This is a genomic window from Xanthomonas sp. NCPPB 3442 (assembly GCF_056725145.1).
In genome coordinates this window covers 2,555,641-2,576,807 of record NZ_CM161514.1, presented here as the reverse complement: position 1 = coordinate 2,576,807, position 21,167 = coordinate 2,555,641, and the positions used below count along the sequence as shown (strand labels likewise).

The following is a 21,167-nucleotide window of genomic DNA, read 5'->3' as shown; positions in this document are numbered from 1 at the left end:
AGCTTAGTCAGCCGTTCTTTTCGCCGACTTGTGTGGTCTTGCCGATGCGGCTGTGGCCCTCTTCGCAGCGATCTTCTTGGCCGCTTTTTTCGCGATGACACTGGGCGTCTTCTTGGCGGCCGCCTTGGGCACGGCCGCCTTTTTCGCTACGCCCGGCTTGCGCACCTTCGCTGCCGGCATGGCATCCGCCGCTGCTTCGGCGGGCGCATCCGGTACGCGCACGCTGATCCAGGTGGGTGCATGGTCGCTGGCCTTTTCCAACGCACGTACCCACTTGTCGACGCCGGCATCTTGCAGGCCGGGCGCCAGCGTGCGATTGAGTAGCAGATGATCGATGCGCAACCCACGGTCGCGCGCAAAGTGCTGACGGAAGTAATCCCAGAACGTATAGATCGGCGTGTGGCCATGGATGGCCAGCAGGCTGTCGGTCCAGCCCTGTGCCAGCAGGGTCTGGTAGGCCTCGCGGCTCTCCGGCTGCAGCAGGGCGTCCTTGCGCCAGCCCTTGGGGTCGTAGATATCCGCATCGGTCGGCACCACATTGAAGTCGCCGATCAGCGCCACCGGATGCGGCAGGTCCACCAGCGTTTTCGCATGCCGGATCAAGCGTTCGAACCATGCAAGCTTGTAGTCGAACTTCGGCCCGGGCTGCGGGTTGCCGTTGGGCAAATACAGGCAGGCCACCACCACACCATGGATCGCCGCCTCCAGATAGCGGCTTTGCGTATCGCGTGGATCCCAGGGCAACCAGCGACGAATCTCCACTGGCTCGGTCCCCCGCGCGAGCAGCGCCACGCCATTCCAGGACTTTTCGCCCTGCCAGATCACACCGTACCCGGCATCGCGGATTGCCTGCTCCGGAAACGCAGCTTGCGTCGATTTCAATTCCTGCAGGCCCACGATGTCCGGCTGCTCGCGCTGCAGCCATTCCAGCAAGTGTGGCAGACGGCTGGCAATACCGTTGACGTTGAACGTCGCGATCTTACGTAAGGTACCTGACATGGGTGCAAATGGCCGCTTCCGTGGTGCAACAGCATGACCGCCGCTTGATTAAGCCGATGCTCAAGCGAGGTGAAGCTGCACTGCGTGCCCCGGCCCATGCTCACGCCTGGCACACCACCGGCGCTCTTAGCTTGAAGCACATTCATTGAGGGGAATTGCCATGCGACATTCCGCACTGTTGATCGGCCTTGCGCTCTGCGCCAGTTGCTCGCGCAGCCCACCGTCGGTCACCCCGCCCGGCGCACCGGAAACGCCCAAGACCAATGTGCTGGAAGCCGGCGCGAAAGTGCTGCAGCCCAGCGGCCCGGTCGGCAAGCTGGACATCTATCTGGTCGGCTTCCATCCGATGAAGGATGCGCCAGATGAGCAAATGGAGGCGCATCACTATTGCCAGCAGGTCAATGAAGATCTTGCCCAATGCGCGCTCTACGACGGCAACACCGACCGTGCCAACCTCACCGGTATCGAATACATCATCTCGGAGACGTTATTTGCGCGGTTGCCGGCACACGAGCGCAACTTCTGGCATCCGCATAACGGTGAAATTCTTTCCGGCCAGCTCTCTGCTCCCAACCTGCCGCAGGTCGCAGAGAAGGAACTGATGCGCAGCAAGATCAACAGCTACGGCAAGACTTGGCACACCTGGCATTCGCGCAAGGGCACCGCGCCTGGCGACACCTTGCCGCTGGGCGAGCCGATGCTGGCGTGGTCGTTCAATCGCGATGGTGAGTTGCAGCAACCGTTGATTGCGCAACGCGATCAGGCCGTTTCGGTGTCCACCGCAGAGCGCCGCGCCAACCGTCAAGAGCTTGTGCCGCTGGCAAAGCCGCAAGAAGGCGTGGATGCATTACGTGCCCATTTTCCCAACGCCCAACCCATACCCGGGGTGACCGACGCAAGGGGCAAGCATCCCTGAGCCCAGGAGACACCCTGCTGCACCAACGTGCAGCAGGGTCAGGCGTGGCGCGCGTACTTGGCAATGCGTTAGAGCCTGGAAAAACGCGCGATGCAGCTAGCGGTACGCACCTACCCTGCCCTGTTGCACACGCCAGATGCCAAGCGATTCCCGGCAGCGCCTGCAGCGCAACTCAGTGCGACCAAGGTTCTCCGACGCTAGGGCACAAACCCCGCACGCACGCACCCATCGTGTTTGTGCTTGAACATGTCGTAGCCCCGCACGGCGTCTTCCAGCGGCATCTTGTGGGTCAGCAAAAATCCGGATTTCAAACGTCCCGCCTGCGCCAGGTCCAGCAACCTGGGCACGTATCGCTGCCCATGTTGCTGCGCGGTTCGCACCGTCAGACCTTTGTTCATCACGGCACCCAGCGGAAACTTGTCCATCACTCCGTACACGCCCAAGACCGACAGGATGCCGCCCTTGCGGCAGGCGAGGATGGCTTCGCGCAACGCCTGGCCGCGATCGGTGTGCAGGTGCAAAGCCTGCTTGACCCGACCGTAGGTATGGCCGATCCCGGTGCCATGCGCCTCCATTCCGACCGCATCGATACAGGCATCCGGGCCACGCCCACCGGTCATTTCGCGCAGGACATCCACCACGCTGTCGACCGCCGAATAATCGATCACCTCCACACCTAACACATCGCGCGCCATTGCCAGACGCTCCGGCAAGCGGTCGATGCCGATCACGCGTTCTGCGCCCAAAATACGTGCACTTTGCTGGGCCATCAGCCCCACGCCACCGCATCCCCACACCGCCACCGTGTCGCCGGGCTGGACATTGCAAAAGTCTGCACCCATGAAGCCAGTCGGCCCCGCGTCGGAGAGAAACAGCGCATCTTCATCGGAGACCCCATCGGGCACCTCGAAACACCCCACATCCGCATGCGGCACGCGGATGTAGGTTGCGTGCGAACCTGCGTAGCCGCCAAAGGCGTGCGTATAGCCGTAAATCCCGGCGGTCGCATGCCCAAGCAAGGGTTCCTGCATTTCCCAGTTGGGGTTGGTGTTGTCGCACAGCGAAAACTCCTTGCGCTCGCAATGCCAGCAACCGCCACAGGAAATAAATGACGGCACCACCACGCGCTGACCCACGCGCACATTCTTCACTGCGTTGCCCACCTCCACCACCGTACCCATGAACTCGTGGCCGATGACATCGCCCTCGCGCATGGTTGGCAGGTAGCCATCGATGAAATGCAGATCAGAGCCGCAGGTGGTGGTGAGCCCGACCTTCAGGATCACATCGCGGGGATTGACCAGCACCGGATCGGGCACGGTTTCCACGCGCAAATCGTTGATGCCATTCCAGCACAGTGCTCGCACAGAAAAGCCCTCCTCAAGAATGCGCGTGCGTCGACGCGCGCGCCGCTGGGGTATGCAACAAGGTCGGCACCTCGCCGGCCTCCAGCCATGCGCGCAATCGCCGTAGTCCCTTGCCGACCAGCACGTACGGCGCGGGATTCACCAGCTTGGTGAACACCTGCGCCAGCAGGCCTTCGACCGCATAGTGCAGGCTTAGCGTCGCTTCGCTGGCTTCGCGCCCACGTGCAGGGCGCACCTGCAATACGATAGCGAGCTGCAGCCCATGTTCGCCCTCGGCCTCGTAACGCACCGACTCGCCCAGCCGCGCATCTGCGCGGCGCAAGGTCACCTCCACATCCTGACGCAGCGGCGCGTGCAGCTTCCAGCGGGACGCATGGCCGTCGCCGGAGACCAGCTCGGCAGCACCTTCCAACACGCGTTGCTGCACATTCGCATCGCACCAGGCATCCAGTATCTGATGAGGTTCGGCACGGATGGTCATGCTGCGTACGATGTGCGTACCGTCATCGTCGGTACGTACCGGATCGGTCGGTAATGCAGCCATGGCTCAGCGGGCTCCGGCGTTCTTGTCGTCGGCCTGCAATGCCTTGGCGCTGCTCAGATGATCGGCGACGTGATGGCGCGTGGTCTGCAGGTGTTCGAGCACCGGCGATGTCTTTGCCTGCGGGATCAGCTTGCTGTCGAGCGCCGTTAATGCGTCGGTGTGGTCTTTCACCATCGCAGTGATATAGGCCGTTTCGAATGCATGACCGTCCAGCTTCTGCAGCTTGGCCAACTCCGCCTTGCCCTTCGTCATCTGCAGCTTTGCACCCGCGGCGGACGTGTCCGGTTGCCATTTGGCGATCTTCTGGTTGTTGTCGGTGTGTTCCTTGATCATGCGCGTGGCGTAGTCGCGTGCGCCGCCTTGCACCTGCTTCTGCAATGCCAGATTTGCCGCGTTGATTTCGCTGGTGTTGATGGCACTCAGCATACCGAGCGCCTCGCGCTCGTCCTCGCTGGGTGTCGCTGCACCCGCGGTTTGCTGCCCGGCGGGCATTGCAGACTGTGTCCGGTTCTGTGCTTGCGCAGATATGCTGGCGCCAACGCACAGGGCCAGGACAAGGATGATCGGGCGACGTGTGTTCATGGAAGTCTCCAGCTGGATGATGTAGCTCGATGCTGGGCTTGGCTGCGTGACTCGATCGTCGCGCTAGCGTCGAGAACTGGCGAAGGCTGCGTGCTGCAGCGCAACGCATCGTCACACTGTGTGAAGGTCACGCAGTCGGGGTTTTCCTCCAACTTTGAATTCGCTGACGACCATGCCGCTGCGCGGCAGCGCGGGATACCGCATCATCGGCTATCGAAAACCCTGTTTGGGAACGTAATCGCTCGCCGCCAGCGCCTGGCGCTGCAATCATCAAGGCAATGGTCGGCCTCCCGGGACATCGAGGATCGGCTCTACGTGCATTTTGTGCTGCAATCGTCCCACTGGCAGTGCTGTGGCGATGCACGCGCACCGCGAGCCGCTTTGTCCCGCAGCAAGGGCGTAATCACGGGCAAGCTGTCGCTGCAGCGCTTGGCGCTGCAACGTCGATTCACGGCATAGGGTCGAGCCTACCGCATCCCGTCAGCGTCCCGTGTCATGCGCCAGGATCCGCCGGCCCCAGCTGATTGGCGGCCAATATCTCGTCGATACGTTTGACGATCTGCGCTGCCTGCTCCTGCGATTGCGCCGCACCGGTGATCTTCTCGGAACGGGCCCGGAACACATCCCAAAAATCGTCCGGGTGCTGACTGCGCATCTCCGGCAACGCTTCGGCAAGCTGCTTCAATTGTGCATCGATGTCAGGTGTCATCACGGTCTCCTCTGCTGTGCTCACGCTACCGCTGCGCCGGTGAGCCCGATGCCAACGTGGTGCGCAGACCGCGTTATCCGCATCAACGTTATCCGCATCACAAACGGAAGCGAAAACCCAGGGTGTAAGTCCGCTCGGGCGATGCGATCTCGCGCGGGAAATCGCCATGCCGCTGACCGAAATAATTGTTGGTCGTGGTGCCGAGCAGATTGGTGGCCTCGGCAAACAAGGTCACATGCCTGTTGAGCTCGTAATTGAAGGCGGCATCCAGCCATTGCTCCCGCCCCTGATTGATTTGCTCGGGCTGATCGCCTGAGCTGTTGAAGCTCACCGCATAGTCGCCACGCCAGTTGTAGGCGACCCGCGCCGAGAACCGCGCGTATTCGTACATCAGGATCGCGTTATAGGAATTTTTGGAGACGTTGGTCAACGGCTGGCTGATCCCTTCCGGCGATTCGGCCTTCGCCGAGATATAGGTGTAGTTGAGCTGGCTGCCGAAGCCGGACCACCCACCCGGCAGAAAGTCGTAGAACTGCGTGTTTCCCACCTCCACGCCCTTCAAGCTGCCCTCGCCGGTATTGCGCGGCCGGCTGATCGAATAGACGATGCCACCGATGGATTCATCGGCTGCGTAATTCTGGATATAGCCATCGATCTTGCGATGAAAGCCGGCAACCGACAGCAATGAGCCGGGACGGAAATACCATTCCAGCGACACATCGGCATTGCGCGATTCCACCGGACGCAGCTGCGGGTTGCCGCCATTGCCGCGCGCCGGCAACGATTCGGTGGACTGATACAAGGCCAGCTGCGGATTGAGATCGGCAAATTCCGGGCGCGTGATCGTGGTGCTGCCTGCCAGCCGCAGCATCAGGTTGTCATGCAAGGTGAGGTTGGCGCTGTAGTTGGGTAACACCTTGTCGATACGCCGATCGATGCTGACCGGGCTCAGCACGCCATCCACCGACTGGCTGCCCTGCAGTTGCGAATCCAATCGCGTCGCGCGCGCCCCCACACGCCCATCGACAGGAATGGACCCAAGCGAGAACCCGTAATTCACCTGCGCATAGATCGCATAGCTGTCTTCGCGATCGTCGAAGAACAAGGCAGGGTTTTCATCGGGCCGGCCCGGCGGCTGCCCCATCACGGTACGCAACCGGGTGCTTTGCTGCAGCAGGACGTCCTGGTTGGCCGATGCCCAGCGATCGCTGGTGAATGCACGCGCCCCGTCGAGCATGTTGCCGGGCGTTACCGATGCCAGGCCGGACACCTCGCTCAAGTAGATCGGTGCGCCGGTCAGATTGTTGCGCGCGCCGGTATCGCCGGAGTGATTGGTCGCCGTCCGCCGGCTTGCGCGCGCACCCACGTCCACCGATCGCAACGGCCCCAGCTCCAGGTCGAAGGTGGCATCGGCCCGCCATGCCCATTCTTCGCCTCTCTGCGTGTTCCAGCTGTCGTAGTACTGACTCAGTTCCCAATTTCCTGGCGCTGTGACGTCATAAGCGCTGCCATCGGCCTGGGTGATCCAGACATCTGCAGCGCCGCCTGACGAACGCATGTTCAATCGCGGCGCCTGCGTGGTCATGTCCAGGGTGAACGAGCGGTTCCTGGCAGTGCTATGGGTATAGGCGAGCTCGCTGCTCGCACGCATGCGCTCGCCGGCCCAACGCCCGCCCAGCGCAGCTTGGTAGGTATCGGATGCGTTCTTGTGCGCTTGCGTGCTGGAGAGCGTGCGCACCTCGCGCGCCACCAGGCCAGCCAGCACATCACTGCCCGGCCGCAGGCTGACCGCTTCGGTGTTCTCTGGCGTGGCCAGCCCTGGGAATGGCAACCAGTAATTCACTTGGGGCCGGTTGTCGTACCCGATGTACAGCGTGTCGAAATACACCTCGCTGTTCTCGCTTGGCGCCCATTGAAACGAAAAATTCGCCGATTTGCGCTTGCGATCGCCGCGCGCCATCAATCCGCCTGCGCTGTAAGGCACGTAGATCTGCTGGGCCGGATCGAGCGGGTTCGCCTTCCGGTCGTAAGTGCCGTACAACGTGTTGGATTCCTGATACGGGCGGCGTTGATAGGACACGCTTCCCATCCAGCCCATGCGGCCCAACCCGGTGTCGCGGCGCTGGCTGAGGGTGAGGCTGCCATTGGGAACGGTCTTGCCTGATTGGCCGCCCCGCAAGGCGCTGATGCTGCCGGCAATGGTGCCGTCCTGATCGAAATCGAATGGCCGCCGCAGATGCACATCGACCACCCCGGCGATGCCACCCTCCTGAAATTGCGCGCCAGTGGTCTTATACACATCCACGCTGCGCAGCAATTCGGCCGGAACATCGGCCAACTCCATGTCGCGACCCACCGTTGTGAAGACGTTGCGCCCATCCAGGGTGGTGATGACGTTCGGCAAGCCGCGCACCAGCACCTGCCCCACTTCGCCACCGGCGCGCGCCACCTGCACGCCGGTCACGCGTTGCAGGGCCGCAGCCACGCTGTTGTCGGGCAGCTTTCCGATGTCTTCGGCGACAATGGAATCGCTGATTTCCGCGTTCGATTGCTTGATCGCGATGGCGCTTTCCACGCTGCTGCGCACGCCTTTGACCTGCACCGCTTCCAACGTGGATGTGGCCGGCGCCGCGGGATCGGGGTTGGGCGCGGCCTGTTGCGCCGCCGCGTTGCAACTCAGGACCAAACCGATGCACACACCCAGCGGCCGATACGTGATGGCACGCCGCGCGACAGACGCATGCTGCGACGGAACAAGCATGATGGCCTCCTGGGGCAGCAGTGCGATGACGCGCGGCTGGGCGCTCCTGCGCAAGTCAGGCAAACCGGGCCGCACGAGCCGCGAGGTGTTGAACAAGGCCGAATTACAGCGGTGCCGCTCGCAGTGCAGCGTGATCGCGTCCGCCGTCGCGCCGCGATCATGACGCGCCTTTCATCAACGGCGAGGTGCGTGCGTGTCATGGGCAAGACTGCACATCGCAGCTGCTGCGTTTGCGCGACAATGGCAACATGAGCAGCCACGACATCTCTCCCGCCGACGCCCGTGCCCGCGCCCTGCAAGGCGCCCTGCTGGTCGACATCCGGCAACTGCATGAGCGTGCCGGCGGCCAGGCCGAAGGCGCGTTGGCGATCGCACAGAACTCCCTGGAAACCGAGCCTGCAGCCCATCTGCCGGAGCAAACCCGCGCAATCGTGTTGATCTGCCAGAGCGGCAAACGCTCGGCGCACACGGCCGCCATCTTGCGCGCGCACGGCTATGCGCACGTGGCGTCGGTGGTCGGTGGCACCAGCGCATGGGCCAGCGCCGGCCTGCCGTTGGTACGCCCGACGTTGCCGGCGGACGAGCAGGACTTTCTTGAGCGTTATTCACGCCATCTGCGTCTGTCCCAGGTCGGCCTGGAAGGTCAGCGGCGCCTGGCGCGCGCGCGGGTGTTGCTGATCGGCGCAGGCGGACTAGGCTCGCCGGCCGCGTTCTACCTCGCCGCAGCCGGTGTGGGGCATCTGCGCATTGCCGACGACGACGTGGTGGACCGCAGCAACCTGCAACGCCAGATTCTGCACACCGAAGACAGCGTCGGCACTGCAAAGGTCGACTCCGCCGCGCAGCGCATTGCCGCGCTCAACCCGCGCGTGGACATCGAGGCGGTGCGAACCCGCGTGACGGCCGACAATGTCGAAGCGCTGCTGCAGGATGTGGATGTGGTGGTGGATGGCGCAGATAATTTTCCTGCGCGGTATTTGCTCAACGACGCGTGCGTCAAATTCGGTAAACCACTGGTTTACGGCGCCGTGCAGCAGTTCGAAGGACAGGTCAGCGTGTTCGATGCCGGCCGCCACCGCGGTCATGCGCCTTGCTACCGCTGCCTGTTTCCCGAACCACCGCCGCCGGAATTTGCGCCCAGTTGTGCCGAGGCTGGTGTGCTCGGCGTACTGCCCGGAGTGATCGGACTCTTGCAAGCCACCGAAGCGATCAAGTTGCTGCTCGGCATTGGTGACGGCCTCACTGGTCGCCTGCTCAGTTTCGATGCATTGGCGATGCGCTTTCGCGACATCCGCTTGCCGCCGGACCCGCACTGCCCGGTGTGCGCGCCTGGCGCGGCATTTCGCGGCTATGCGGATTACGCGGCGTTCTGCGGCAGTGCGGTTGGTTGAGCGAGCCCACAGCGGCGTGTGGTGTCGGTCGCTGACTGATTGGCTTGCCACCGATGCAATGCGAGGTATATCGATACGTCAAGCACTTCGGCGACGTTTGCGTGGATGGCTGTCTTGCGCCCCACCTCACCACTCTCCCACCGGGAGAGCGGCTATCGAGCGATTGGCTCCCATTGTCGAGGCGTTCGCTTCCAGGCCACGCCCAAGACGCTTGAGCAGTTTGACGATCGCCCTACATGTTGAAACGCCGCGACACGCACGTCGCATGCGCTGCCCATGACGTAAACACTCCAACAGGGCGCGCATCATTCTGCCGGGCACCAACGATCGAGCAAACACTCACAACGCGTAAGGAATCACCCGCACGATCTCGCCAGCCTCAAAGCGCCGCGCCTGCTCGGGCAGCACGATCAATGCGTTGCTGTCGGCCGCGCCACGCAGTAGATGCGATGCATCGCCACGGTGCGGCAGCGCGGTCAGCCGCCCATCTTCGCCGCATTCCAATCGCCCACGCAGGAATTCCAGCCGTTCGTGGCGCTTGTCCCATGGGCTTGCCAACGCCGCATGCCAGACCGGGCGCGGCTCGCTGCGTCCCTGCAATCCATCCAGCAACGGGACGCCGTAGGCGATCAGCGTTGCCAGCACAGAGACCGGGTTGCCCGGCAAGCCTAGGACCAGGCAGCGGCCAATCTGCCCCAACACCGCCGGCATGCCCGGGCGCATCCGCACACGCCAGAAATGGATGCGCCCCAATTCGCCGATCAGACGCGGCAGATAATCCTTTTCGCCCGCAGAAACGCCGCCGCAGGTGATGACCACATCGAACGCTGCGGCCGCATCTTCCAGCATGGTGCGAATGCGTTGCGGGTCGTCCGGCAAGGTCGGCCACGCGGTCGGCGCATAGCCCAGTGCACGCAGTTGCGCCATCAGCATGTCGCGGTTGCTGTTGTAGATCTGACCCGGGCCGAGCGGCATGCCCGGCTCGATCAGCTCATCGCCGGTGGCCAGCACCGCAATGGTCGGGCGCGGCGCGACCGCAAGCCGCGACACGCCCAGCGCAGCGGCCAGACCGATACGTGCAGGCGTCAGCACCTGCCCGGCCTGGATCACCAGATCGCCGGCACGCACATCGCTGCCGGCCAGGCGCACGGCTGCGCCCGGTGCAGGCGCGGTCTGAAACCGCACCATGCCATCGCGTTCGTCGGCATCTTCCTTGGGAATCACGGTATCGGCGCCATCGGGCAGTGGCGCGCCCGTGGTGATACGCAGGCATTGCCCGGCGCCCAGTGTGCCGGCCCAGCGCTCGCCGGCAAACTGTTCGCCAACCAGCTGCAGCGACGCATCGCCGCCAGCAACATCGGCGTGCCGCAGCGCAAAGCCATCCATCGCGCTATTGGCAAACGGCGGCAGCGCCAGCGGTGCGATCAGGTCGCCGGCAGAGATCCGCCCATCGGCACGCGAGGTGGCGATGTTTTCATCGGGCGAGCGGTTGCTGGCCGCGACACTGCGCAGAATCTGCAGCGCCTGCGCATACGGAATGCGGGAAGGATAATCGGTCATGCCGCGCAGGATACCAGCGCATCGCCAACGCGAAGGGTGGCCGCGCCACGCGTCGGCCAAAGGAGATGGGCTTTAACGATACGCCGCGCTGCGAGCGACTTCGATTGCACCGGCACGCGCCGCCACCCGCGCCAAAGAACGAAAAGCTGCACGCGGCAGCAACTGCCTCACGTGTCGATCGAGCGATCAGGAGGATGCGCGGAACGTTTAGAACCCTGCCTGCACGCGGCGAACGCGCAGCCCGGCCGATCTGCGCGCCTGCCGAACCGCCTGAACATCACGGCTCAGGCAGCCTGGGGCCCTTACTTCCCTTTGACATGCCGCATCAGGCGCCGCTTACGGGCCACCTGGCGATCGGAGAGCGGATTCTTCTTGCCCTCGTACGGGTTGGCGCCCTCGCGAAAGATGAAACGCACCGGCGTACCAACCAGCTTGAAACGCTTGCGGAAGAAGTTTTCCAGATAGCGCTTGTACGACTCCGGCAACACCTTCAGGCGCGTGCCATGCACGATGAAGGTCGGCGGATTCGCGCCACCCGGATGTACATAACGCAGCTTGGAGACATGGCCGCGAATGCTTGGCGGAGGATTGGTCTCGTAGGCGATTTCCAGCGCCTGATTCACTTCGCTGGTGCTGAACTCGTGGTTGGCCGATGCATGCGCGCGATGGATGGCCTGGAACAATTCGCGCATGCCCGAGCCATGCAATGCAGAGATCCGCACCGCCTCGGCCCAGTTCACGAAGCCCAGCTTGCGCGACAGCAGGTCTTCGGCCTGCGCACGCTGGTAATCGCTTTGCCCGTCCCACTTGTTGATCGCCACCACCAGCGCACGGCCGGCATCCAGGATCGCGCCGAGAATCGTCGCATCCTGGTCGGTCACGCCTTCGGTAGCGTCCAGCATTAGCACCGCCACCTGGCATTGCTCGATCGCCTGCAGCGTCTTGAACGCGCTGAACTTCTCGACCGCCTCTTCCACCTTGCCGCGCCGGCGCAGGCCGGCGGTATCGATCAGGCGGTACTGACGGCCATCGCGCTCCAGGTCCACCGCGATCGAATCGCGCGTGGTGCCCGGCACTTCCGAGGCGATCATGCGTTCTTCGCCCAGCAGGCGATTGACCAGCGTCGATTTGCCGACATTCGGCCGGCCCACGAAGGCGATCCGCACGCGTGCCGGGTCGTTGTCCAGCAGCTCGCCGGCACCTTCCTCGGGCAGCCGCGCCCCCACCTCGTCAAGCAATTCGTCGATGCCCTGCCGATGCGCCGCAGACAACGCCACCACGTCGGAGAAGCCGTAGCGCGCGAATTCCGAGCGCACGGTTTCTTCGTCGGTGCCGTCGATCTTGTTGATCACCAGCACGGTCGGCCGCGCCAATTTGCGCAACCAGGCCAGAATCTCGTCATCGAGCGAGGACGCGCCTTCGCGGCCATCGACCACGAACAGCACCAGATCGGCTTCGCCGGCGGCGGCCCGTGCCTGGCGGGCCGTGGCTCCAGCAAGACCTTCCTCATCGCCGGCGATACCACCGGTATCGACGACGATGAAGGGCTGCTGCTCGTCGAGACGGCAGACCCCGTAGTTACGGTCGCGGGTGACGCCAGGCTGGTCGTGGACCAGCGCGTCACGGGTGCGCGTCAGCGCATTGAAGATGGTGGACTTGCCGACATTGGGCCGTCCAACCAGGGCGACCAGGGGCAGCATCGCAAGGTCCTTATTGTGCCAACCGGAAGGCGGTGAGATCGCCGTCGGTGTTTTGTACCAGCAAAATGCCGTCGACCACCTGCGGCTGCGCCAGCAGCGTATCGCGTCCGGCACGTGCGCGCGCAGCCAGTGCGCCGTCGCTGAGTTTCAGCCAGTGCAGATAGCCCTTGTAGTCGCCGACCACGGCGTAATCGCCCTGGATGGCCACACCGGTCAGCGAACGGCGTGCCAACGCAGCCTGCGACCACATCGCCGCACCGCTGCTCTTGTCCAGCCCCCACACCGATCCAGCATTGTCGGACACCACCACGACGGCCGACGACACACCAACGCCACCGGCGCCGCCGTGATCGCGCGTCCACAGCGGACGGCCGCTCGGGCCTTCCAGTGCGAGGGTTTCATTCTTGAAGCTGGTCGCGTACAGCGTGGTGCCATCCAGCACCGGCGCACCATCCACATCGGACATGCGCTCCAGCTCGGTACGGCCTTCCGGCACGCCGATGGCCTGCTCCCACAACGGGCGACCGTCCTGCAGCGCCAGCGCACTCAAGGTGCCGCTGTCGTTACCGACGAACACCACGCCCGGGCCGGTCACGATCGGCGCATTGCCGCGGACGGACAAGGTCGGGCCTTCTTCGGCATGGAACCAGCGACGCTCGCCGGTTGCCGCATCAAACGCAGTCACGCGACCGTCGTTGCTACGCACCAGCACCAGGTTCTGTGCAATGGCCGGCGCAGCAATCACTTCGTTCGGCACCTTGGCCCGCCATTTTTCAGTGCCGTCGGCCTGGTTCAAGGCGATCACATCGCCGGACAGGCTACCGATCACCACCAGGCCCTCGCCCACACCGGGACCACCGGACAGGCGCTGCTTGAACTTGCGGTCGTTACGCTCTTCTTTCTTGGGCTTGTATTCCCAGACCCGCTTGCCGGTCTGCAGGTCGAGTGCCTCCACGCCACCGGTGATCGCCGCTGCATACACCTTGCCATCGGCCACGGCCGGGCGCTGACGGACACCGATATGCCCTTCACCCTTGCCCACACCGGCAGACCAGATCTTCTCGACCTTGACCGACGGCTCGAACTTCACCAGCTCGGCAGGTTCCTGCGCCTTCTTGGCAGCAGCGTCCTTCCCGGCGAACCAGCCCTTCACGGTGCTGCAGCCAGCCAGCGACAGACCCATCACGGCAATCAACGCAACGCGCTTATACATATCAACCTGCTTCATCAAATCTGCTCCGCCGGATCGGGCACCTTGCCGCCCACATCCATCAGCTTGGTTTCCAGCAACCGGCGCTGCGGCGAAGCCACATCCACCGTGGTCAGGGCGCGGGTGTACAGCGCACGCGCCTCATCCGGCTTGCCCTGCGCGACCAATGCGTCGGCACGAATCTCCAGGCTGGCGTGGTCCTGCGCGTCGGCCAGCAGCTTGATCGCTTCGTCGGGCTTGCCGCTTTCGGTCAGTACGCGCGCCAGGCGCTGCTGCACGATCTGCTTGAGCTCGCCTTCGGCGGGCACGTCGCGCAAGGTCTTGATCGCTTCGGCATTCTTGCCGGCATCGACCTGGGCCTTGGCCAGCCGCAGCGCCGCCAGCTCGGCATAAATACCGCCCTTGCCGTCGTCCAGTGCCACGATGTCCTTGGCGGCCTTGTCCAGGTCCTTGGCCTGAATCGACTTCACCACCGCCTCGTAGCGGCCATTGGCCTCGACCAATGCGGTATTGGTGCGCGTCTGCCACCACTGCCAGCCCAGGATCAGTGCCAGACCAAGCAGGACACCGCCCACCAGACCTGCGCCATTCTTTCTCAACCAGGAACGAACGCGTTCGCCTTGTTCGTGTTCGTCCAGCAGATCGTCGATCGCCATGCGTACTCTCGCTCCGTCATCCCGGAGGCGCGGAACATCAAAAGGGATAAATGAAAAACCGCAGTCCGCTTCACTCGGAAGCAGGTACCACGGAGCCGTCGGAGGATACCGCAAAACGGGCCACGTTAGCGCGCTGGAACGGTTTCACGTCGACGATACTGCCGCCTTGCTGAACCTGTACCGCCGAGGCATTACCGAGCACGATGCGCCCCACCTGACCGGGCGAATACGTGCGTTGTTCACCAGCACGTATCAGGGCTTTTTCCACCGCACTGCCATCCGGTGCCAAAATCTGCACCCAACTGTCGCCGCTGAAACTCAGCGACAAACTGCCGCCGGCAGCAGCTGCTGCCGCAGGCGCCTTGGCGTCGGCGGTCGCACGCGGCACCGGGGTCATCGACGCGATATACGGCGCCGGCTGCTCGCGCGGCGCGGCGGCCGGCTGCGTTGCCGGCGTACCTGGCGCAGCGGACTTTGCAGCCTCCGGCATGCTGTCCAAGGACACCGTGCTAGGCGCCTTGCCATCCAGATGCGAGCGCGTCGCATACCAGACCGGCACCGCAAACACGCCGGTGATGACCACGTACATGGCCTTGCGCGCGGTGCTTTCGAGAATGCGCCGCGCACGCGGCGTATGCGTGTGACTGACCAGCTTGACCGGCTCGATCGGCGCAATGGTGGCCTGCTGCAACAGCGGCTCCAGATCGACCTGCAACAAGCGCGCATAGCTGCGCAGCTGCCCGCGTACGAACACCGGCGCGCCCAGCCGCTGCCAATCCTCCTGCTCCAACGCGTGCACCACGTGGGCCGGCATGCGCAGCTTGCCGGCCACCTCGTCCACGCTCAGACCTGCTGCCTCGCGCGCTTCGCGCAAATGCTGTCCGCAGCCCTTTTCCTGCTCGAAAAGGTTCGGATTGGAATCACTGATCACAATGCATTGGCCCCGGGAGTAGCGGTCGCTGCGTCAGGGAATTCCTTGACCAACCGCTGTTGGTAACGGCCGGCAGCTACCTTGTCGCCTAGCCCTTGCTCAATCTGAATGGCGAGTTGTAACACGGAAGCAGTTGCCGGTGCAGCCGCAAGGCGGCGTTCGATAAAAGCGCGGGCTTCGAAAAAGCTCTTTTGGGCCGCCTGAAGGCGCGCCTTCGATTCGAGTGCGTACGCGTTCGCGGGCTCCAATTCTAGCGCTTTGCGCAGATCACGCTCTGCGCGCTCTGCTTGACCCGCCTGTAACGCGCATCCGCCCGCATTGGCGAGCGCAGAAGCAGGTGCATACCCCTGATCTTGCACGGCGCGATCAAACCAGGCTAATGATTCGGCCGCCTGACCATTGGCACACAGCCACGCGCCATAATTGTTTAGAACGTCGCCGCGCTGGGGGGCAAGTTCAGTGGTACGGCGATAGGTTTCACCGGCCGCCGGATTGCCCTGCCCCTGCTGAATGACACCCAGGAACATCAGCGCATCCACCGAATTCGGGGTCTTCTTCAAGACTTCACGCACCTGTCGCTCCGCACCGGCGTAGTCGCCGCTCTGCAGGCGATTGTTCGCCAATCCCAATCGCTGTTCCAGCGCAATACGATTTTGGGTCGCTGCGCTATCGCGAAAGTCGTAGCTCGGAGCGACCTGCTCCACGCTCTTGATCTTGCCGGCCTTGGCATTGCGACCACCGCAGCCAACCGCGCTCAGCGCGATCGCCACGGCCGCCATTAACGCGAGTTCACGCTGCCGCATCTCGATCGGCCTGCCCTTCCAATGTGCGGCGGAACTCCGCCTGGCGACGGGTACGGTCCATGACCTGCCCCTTGAGCTGCCCGCATGCGGCGTCGATGTCGTCGCCACGGGTGCGGCGAACCATCGTCAGCACCTGCGCATCGAGCAGGATCTTCTGGAACGCGCGAATCTCGGTCTCGCCCGAGCGCTCATAGCGCGTTCCAGGAAATGGATTGAACGGAATCAGATTGACCTTGCCGGCGTCCTTGGACTGCACCGCGTTGTCGAACTGCCGCATCAACCTGGCCAACTGGCGCGCATGCTCCGGCTGGTCGTTGATGCCTTTCATCAAGGTGTATTCGAAGGTCACCGAATCGCGCTTCTTGCTGCCGCGCAGGTAGCGCGCGCACGACTCCATCAGCTCGGCGATCGGGTATTTCTTGTTCAACGGCACCAGGCTCTCGCGCAGCGTGTCGTTCGCGGCATGCAGCGAGACCGCCAGCGACACGTCGCTTTCGGTGGAGAGCCGGTCGATCATCGGCACCAGGCCGGAGGTCGACAGCGTGACCCGCTTGCTGGCCAGCCCGTAGCCAAGATCGTCGCGCATCACACTCATCGCGCGCACGACGTTATCGAAATTCATCAGCGGCTCGCCCATGCCCATCATCACCACATTGGTGAGACGGCGCTGCTGGTGCGGCACATTGCCCAGATGGCGCGCCGCCACCCACACCTGGCCGATGATTTCGGCGGTGGTGAGGTTGCGATTGAAGCCCTGGGTGGCGGTCGAACAAAAGGTGCAGTTCAAGCCACAGCCGACCTGGGAGGACACGCACAGCGTGCCACGGCCCTTGTCGGGGATATACACGGTTTCGATGGCGTTCTTGCCGTCGGCGCCCATGGCCAACAGCCATTTGTGGGTGCCGTCGGCCGAAGGCTTGTCGAACACCACGTTCGGGACGAGGACCTCGGCATGCTGGTGCAACTTCGCACGCAGCGCCTTGCCGAGGTCCGTCATCTGGTCGAAATCGGTGACGTAGCGATGGTGGATCCACTTCATCACCTGATGGGCACGGTAACGCGCCTCGCCGAGCGTGTCGGCGAAGAAGCGCTCCAGACCCTCGCGATCGAGGTCGAGCAGGTTCTGCTTGCGCGGCTCCGGGGGACGGACGGAGCCGTCCTGCAGCACGGAAGGGATCACGACCTCATTCACGATTCGACTCACTCGGCCTCAGCGCGAGACCACTTCGGTGGCAGCAAAGAAATACGCGACTTCGTTGGCAGCGTTCTCGACCGAATCCGAGCCGTGGGCGGCATTGGCATCGATCGAATCGGCGAAGTCGGCGCGGATGGTACCCGGCGCAGCATCCTTGGGATTGGTCGCGCCCAGCAGGTCACGGTGTGCGGCAACGGCGTTCTCGCCTTCCAGCGCCTGGATCATCACCGGGCCGGAGATCATGAACTCGACCAGCGCGTTGAAGAACGGACGCTCGCGGTGAACGGCGTAAAAGCCTTCGGCTTCACGGCGCGACAGCTGCTTGTACTTGGCGGCCACGACCTTCAGGCCAGCCTTTTCGAAGCGGCTGTAGATTTCGCCGATGACGTTCTTGGCAACGGCGTCGGGCTTGATGATGGACAGGGTGCGCTCCAGCGCCATGGGAAGTTCTCCGTTGGGCGGGCCACTGAAGGCCCGAGGTTATCATGAAAAAAACCCGCGACAAAACGCGGGCTTAGGCTTCTTTGCGATGGTCAATTCTATCTCGTCAACGCTACGTTTGCACACCGCCCCCTGAATCGTGCTGCGTTGCGACATGACCTGCCAGCAGGCGAGCCCGTAGACTCAAACAATCGTTTGATTGAGTCCTGTCTTCGCGCATGCCCAAGCCCGCCCACTTCTCCACCAAGGACCGCATTCTCGGTGCGGCCGAGGAGCTGTTCGCCCAGCACGGGTTCGCCGGCACGTCGCTGCGCCAGCTCACCACGCAGGCCGACGTCAATATCGCCGCGGTCAACTATCACTTCGGCTCCAAGGAAAACCTGGTCAACGAGGTGTTCCGCCGGCGCATGGACGAGATGACCGCCGCGCGCCTGCAGCAGCTGGAAACGGCAAAGAAGTCCCAGCCCGGCGAGCTCACGGCCGTGCTCGCTGCCTTCGTCGAGCCGGCGTTGGCCATGGCGCAGGACCGCCAGAACGGCGGCGCGTTCGTACGCGTGATTGCGCGCGCTTACGCGGAAAAGAACGACAACCTGCGCAAGTTCCTGTCCGACCACTACGGACATGTGCTGCGCGAATTTGGCAAGGCCATCGCCGGCTGCGTGCCGGGCCTGAGCAAGGAAGAGCTGTATTGGCGGCTGGACTTCCTGGCCGGCGCACTGACCTATGCCATGGCAGATTTCGGCCTCATCAAGCGGCCTGCGGGCGTCAGCGAGGCCGACCATCGTGCGCGCGCGGCGCGCGAACTCATCCGTTTCGCGGAACCCGGGTTCCGCGCTCATTCCACACCGTAAACGTTCCACAAGAGGCCTATCGCTATGTCCAACCCGTTGCTAGTCCGTCGTGCCGCCGTGCTCGGTGCCGGCGTCATGGGTGCGCAGATCGCCGCGCACCTCACCAATGCCGGTGTAGACACCGTGTTGTTCGACCTGCCCGCCAAGGAAGGCCCGGCAGACGGCATCGTACTCAAGGCGATCGCCAATCTCGGCAAGCTGAGCCCCGCCCCGCTCGCCAGCAAGGCGCTGGCCGAGGCGATCACGCCCGCCAATTACGAGAGCGGCCTGGAACAGCTGCGCGACTGCGATCTGATCATCGAAGCGATCGCCGAGCGCATGGACTGGAAGCAGGACCTGTACAAGAAGATCGCCCCGTTCGTGGCCGATCATGCCGTGCTGGCCTCCAACACCTCCGGCCTGGGCATCAACAAGCTCTCCGACGTGCTGCCCGAGCAGTTGCGTCACCGTTTCTGCGGCGTGCATTTCTTCAATCCGCCGCGCTACATGCACCTGGCCGAGCTGATCCCGGCCAAGGGCACCGACAAGGCGGTACTGGAAGGCCTGGAAGCCTTCCTGGTGACCACGCTCGGCAAGGGCGTGGTGTATGCGAAGGACACCCCGAACTTCATCGGCAACCGCATCGGCGTGTTCTCGATCCTGTCCACCATCCACCACACGCAGGAATTCGGCCTGGGCTTCGACGAAGTCGATGCGCTGACCGGCCCGCTGGTGGGTCGCCCAAAGTCGGCCACCTATCGCACCTCCGATGTGGTCGGCCTGGACACCATGGCGCACGTCATCAAGACCATGGGCGACACCCTGCCCGACGACCCGTGGCATCAGTATTTCAAGTCGCCGAAGTGGCTGGACGCATTGATCGGCAAGGGCGCGCTGGGCCAGAAGGTCGGTGCCGGCATCTTCCGCAAGGTCGGCAAGGACATCGTGGTGGTCGACCTGGAGAAGCAGGACTATCGCCCGGCCGATCGTAGCGCCGCGCCGGAAGTGGTCGAGATCCTCAAGATCAAGAACCCGGCCGAAAAGTTCGCCAAGCTGCGCGAAAGCCAGCACCCGCAGGCGCAGTTCCTGTGGGCCAGCTTCCGCGACCTGTTCCACTACAGCGCCTACCACCTGGCCGATATCGCCGAGACCGCACGCGACGTGGATCTGGCGATCCGCTGGGGCTACGGCTGGTCGCTGGGCCCGTTCGAGACCTGGCAGGCCGCTGGCTGGAAGCAGGTGGCGCAGTGGATTGCCGAAGACATCTCCAACGGCAAGAGCATGAGCAGCGCGCCACTACCGAACTGGGTGTTCGACGGTCGCGATGGCGTGCATGGCGCCGAAGGCTCGTACAGCCCGGCGCGCGACGCCAAGCTGCCACGCTCGTCGCTGCCGGTGTACAAGCGCCAGCGCTTCCCCGATCCGTTGCTGGGCGAGCAGTTCTCGCCGGGCGAAACCGTGTTCGAAAATGACGGTGTGCGCATGTGGCACGACGGCGACGACATCGCCGTGGTCAGCTTCAAGACCAAGATGAACACCGTTTCCGACCACGTGCTCAATGGCCTGCAGGAAGTGGTTGGCCGCGCCGAGAAAGACTTCGCCGGTCTGGTGATCTGGCAGCAGAAGGAGCCCTTCTCCGCCGGTGCCGATCTGGCCGGCGCGCTTGGCCTGCTGCAGGCCGGCAAGGTCGATGCGTTCGAAGCATTGGTCGCCAATTTCCAGGCCACCAGCCAGCGCATCAAGTACGCGCAGGTGCCGGTGATCTCGGCCGTGCGTGGCCTGGCGCTGGGCGGCGGCTGCGAATTCCAGATGCATAGCGCCAAGACCGTGGCTTCGCTGGAGAGCTACATCGGCCTGGTCGAAGCCGGCGTCGGCCTGCTGCCGGCCGGTGGTGGCCTGAAGGAAATCGCGGTGCGTGCGTCGATCGCCGCAGGTCCGGGCGGCGACGTGTTCGCCGAGCTGAAGAAGACCTTCGAGACCGTGGCAATGGCCAAGGTTTCCAACTCGGCCGTCAATGCCAAGGAACTGGGCCTGCTGCGTGCCACCGACAAGGTGGTGTTCAACAGCTATGAGAGCCTACACATCGCCAAGGCCGAAGCGCGCGCGCTGGCCGAGGGCGGCTACCGCGCCCCGCTGCCGGCACGCCGCATCCAGGTCGCCGGCGACGTCGGCATCGCCACCTTCAAGATGCTGCTGGTCAACATGCTGGAAGGCCGCTTCATCAGCGAATACGACTACGAAATCGCCAGCCGCATCGCCACGGTGGTCTGCGGTGGCGAAGTGGATCGCGGCGCGCTGGTCGATGAAGAATGGCTGCTCAAGCTGGAGCGCAAGCACTTCGTCGAACTGGCCCAGCAGGAAAAGACCCAGGCGCGGATTGGGCACATGCTCAAGACGGGTAAGCCACTCAGGAACTGAGAATCGGGAGTGGGGATTGGGGATTCGCAACAGCGGGTCCCCGCCCTCCAACTTTCTCGCTTCCACCAAATTCATCCGCCGGGCAGGAACATTCGGGCACGCGGATTCGCTTTGACGAATCCCAAATCCCGAATCCCGAATCCCGGCTATCGGA

20 protein-coding genes are annotated in these 21,167 nt (G+C 63.7%); 6 read left to right on the top strand and 14 right to left on the bottom strand.

Translation table 11 applies throughout. The features are described from left to right. Nucleotides 1-3: 3 nt before the first annotated feature. Nucleotides 4-999: an exodeoxyribonuclease III gene (xth, locus tag AC1POX_RS11180; RefSeq protein WP_372356159.1), complete on the bottom strand. Its 996-nt coding sequence runs from the start codon at nucleotides 997-999 to the stop codon at nucleotides 4-6. A gap of 145 nt (nucleotides 1,000-1,144) precedes the next feature. Between xth and AC1POX_RS11175 the strand changes: the two genes are divergently transcribed. Next, the gene (locus AC1POX_RS11175) at nucleotides 1,145-1,915 is read left to right on the top strand and encodes an OBAP family protein (RefSeq protein WP_372356158.1); all 771 of its coding nucleotides are present in this window, start codon (nucleotides 1,145-1,147) and stop codon (nucleotides 1,913-1,915) included. 197 nt (nucleotides 1,916-2,112) lie between these two features. Here the strand turns inward: AC1POX_RS11175 and AC1POX_RS11170 are convergent, their stop codons facing one another. Genes AC1POX_RS11170 through AC1POX_RS11160 form a run of 3 tightly spaced genes read right to left on the bottom strand, consistent with a single transcriptional unit; the run spans nucleotide 2,113 to nucleotide 4,408 of the window. Continuing rightward, nucleotides 2,113-3,282, bottom strand: coding sequence for a zinc-dependent alcohol dehydrogenase (locus tag AC1POX_RS11170; protein ID WP_372356157.1), 1,170 nt, complete (start codon nucleotides 3,280-3,282; stop codon nucleotides 2,113-2,115). Nucleotides 3,283-3,295: 13 nt separating this feature from the next. Further along, nucleotides 3,296-3,826 carry an SRPBCC family protein gene (locus tag AC1POX_RS11165; RefSeq protein ID WP_008575371.1) on the bottom strand — a complete coding sequence of 177 codons (531 nt, stop codon included), beginning with the start codon at nucleotides 3,824-3,826 and terminating at the stop codon, nucleotides 3,296-3,298. 3 nt (nucleotides 3,827-3,829) lie between these two features. Then, nucleotides 3,830-4,408, bottom strand: coding sequence for a DUF4142 domain-containing protein (locus AC1POX_RS11160; protein ID WP_029819392.1), 579 nt, complete (start codon nucleotides 4,406-4,408; stop codon nucleotides 3,830-3,832). A gap of 90 nt (nucleotides 4,409-4,498) precedes the next feature. Here AC1POX_RS11160 and AC1POX_RS11155 point away from each other — a divergent pair, with 90 nt between their 5' ends. Continuing rightward, nucleotides 4,499-4,867, top strand: a complete 369-nt coding sequence (locus AC1POX_RS11155; protein WP_372356156.1) for a hypothetical protein — start codon at nucleotides 4,499-4,501, stop codon at nucleotides 4,865-4,867. Nucleotides 4,868-4,901: 34 nt separating this feature from the next. On the opposite strand, the gene AC1POX_RS11150 is transcribed toward AC1POX_RS11155, so the two are convergent. Both AC1POX_RS11150 and AC1POX_RS11145 read right to left on the bottom strand, forming a co-directional pair. Next, nucleotides 4,902-5,117, bottom strand: coding sequence for a hypothetical protein (locus AC1POX_RS11150; protein ID WP_008575367.1), 216 nt, complete (start codon nucleotides 5,115-5,117; stop codon nucleotides 4,902-4,904). A 97-nt stretch (nucleotides 5,118-5,214) separates the two neighbouring features. Then, on the bottom strand, nucleotides 5,215-7,878 hold the full coding sequence (locus AC1POX_RS11145) for a TonB-dependent receptor (RefSeq protein ID WP_372356155.1): 2,664 nt from the start codon (nucleotides 7,876-7,878) through the stop codon (nucleotides 5,215-5,217). Here AC1POX_RS11145 and AC1POX_RS11140 point away from each other — a divergent pair. After that, entirely contained in the window at nucleotides 7,877-8,041 is a 165-nt protein-coding gene (locus AC1POX_RS11140) for a hypothetical protein (RefSeq protein ID WP_372356154.1), read from the top strand. The genes AC1POX_RS11145 and AC1POX_RS11140 overlap by 2 nt on opposite strands. A gap of 22 nt (nucleotides 8,042-8,063) precedes the next feature. Continuing rightward, the gene (gene moeB, locus AC1POX_RS11135; RefSeq protein ID WP_218490152.1) at nucleotides 8,064-9,269 is read left to right on the top strand and encodes a molybdopterin-synthase adenylyltransferase MoeB; all 1,206 of its coding nucleotides are present in this window, start codon (nucleotides 8,064-8,066) and stop codon (nucleotides 9,267-9,269) included. Between the two features lie 339 nt (nucleotides 9,270-9,608). Here moeB and AC1POX_RS11130 read toward each other — a convergent pair whose 3' ends face one another. From AC1POX_RS11130 to ndk, 8 genes are all read right to left on the bottom strand, one after another. Next, nucleotides 9,609-10,829 (bottom strand): molybdopterin molybdotransferase MoeA, encoded by a 1,221-nt coding sequence (locus tag AC1POX_RS11130; RefSeq protein WP_372356153.1) that lies wholly within the window; start codon nucleotides 10,827-10,829, stop codon nucleotides 9,609-9,611. Between the two features lie 302 nt (nucleotides 10,830-11,131). After that, nucleotides 11,132-12,529: a ribosome biogenesis GTPase Der gene (der, locus tag AC1POX_RS11125; RefSeq protein WP_372160593.1), complete on the bottom strand. Its 1,398-nt coding sequence runs from the start codon at nucleotides 12,527-12,529 to the stop codon at nucleotides 11,132-11,134. A gap of 10 nt (nucleotides 12,530-12,539) precedes the next feature. Further along, a complete protein-coding gene (gene bamB / locus AC1POX_RS11120) occupies nucleotides 12,540-13,757 on the bottom strand; it encodes an outer membrane protein assembly factor BamB (protein WP_008575359.1) in 1,218 nt (405 codons plus the stop codon). Further along, nucleotides 13,757-14,395 (bottom strand): YfgM family protein, encoded by a 639-nt coding sequence (locus AC1POX_RS11115; protein ID WP_008575358.1) that lies wholly within the window; start codon nucleotides 14,393-14,395, stop codon nucleotides 13,757-13,759. The genes bamB and AC1POX_RS11115 overlap by 1 nt, the downstream gene beginning before the upstream one ends. Before the next feature lie 70 nt (nucleotides 14,396-14,465). Beyond that, nucleotides 14,466-15,326, bottom strand: coding sequence for a RodZ domain-containing protein (locus AC1POX_RS11110; protein ID WP_011347313.1), 861 nt, complete (start codon nucleotides 15,324-15,326; stop codon nucleotides 14,466-14,468). After that, nucleotides 15,323-16,105 (bottom strand): tetratricopeptide repeat protein, encoded by a 783-nt coding sequence (locus tag AC1POX_RS11105; protein ID WP_338339315.1) that lies wholly within the window; start codon nucleotides 16,103-16,105, stop codon nucleotides 15,323-15,325. The genes AC1POX_RS11110 and AC1POX_RS11105 overlap by 4 nt, the downstream gene beginning before the upstream one ends. 10 nt (nucleotides 16,106-16,115) lie before the next feature. Continuing rightward, nucleotides 16,116-17,321 carry a dual-specificity RNA methyltransferase RlmN gene (rlmN, locus tag AC1POX_RS11100; protein WP_008575352.1) on the bottom strand — a complete coding sequence of 402 codons (1,206 nt, stop codon included), beginning with the start codon at nucleotides 17,319-17,321 and terminating at the stop codon, nucleotides 16,116-16,118. 18 nt (nucleotides 17,322-17,339) lie between these two features. Continuing rightward, entirely contained in the window at nucleotides 17,340-17,765 is a 426-nt protein-coding gene (gene ndk, locus AC1POX_RS11095) for a nucleoside-diphosphate kinase (RefSeq protein WP_002812972.1), read from the bottom strand. 218 nt (nucleotides 17,766-17,983) lie between these two features. Between ndk and AC1POX_RS11090 the strand changes: the two genes are divergently transcribed. Continuing rightward, a complete protein-coding gene (locus AC1POX_RS11090; RefSeq protein ID WP_003482890.1) occupies nucleotides 17,984-18,616 on the top strand; it encodes a TetR/AcrR family transcriptional regulator in 633 nt (210 codons plus the stop codon). A gap of 24 nt (nucleotides 18,617-18,640) precedes the next feature. After that, nucleotides 18,641-21,013: a 3-hydroxyacyl-CoA dehydrogenase/enoyl-CoA hydratase family protein gene (locus AC1POX_RS11085; protein ID WP_209262002.1), complete on the top strand. Its 2,373-nt coding sequence runs from the start codon at nucleotides 18,641-18,643 to the stop codon at nucleotides 21,011-21,013. The last annotated feature ends 154 nt before the right edge of the window (nucleotides 21,014-21,167 follow it).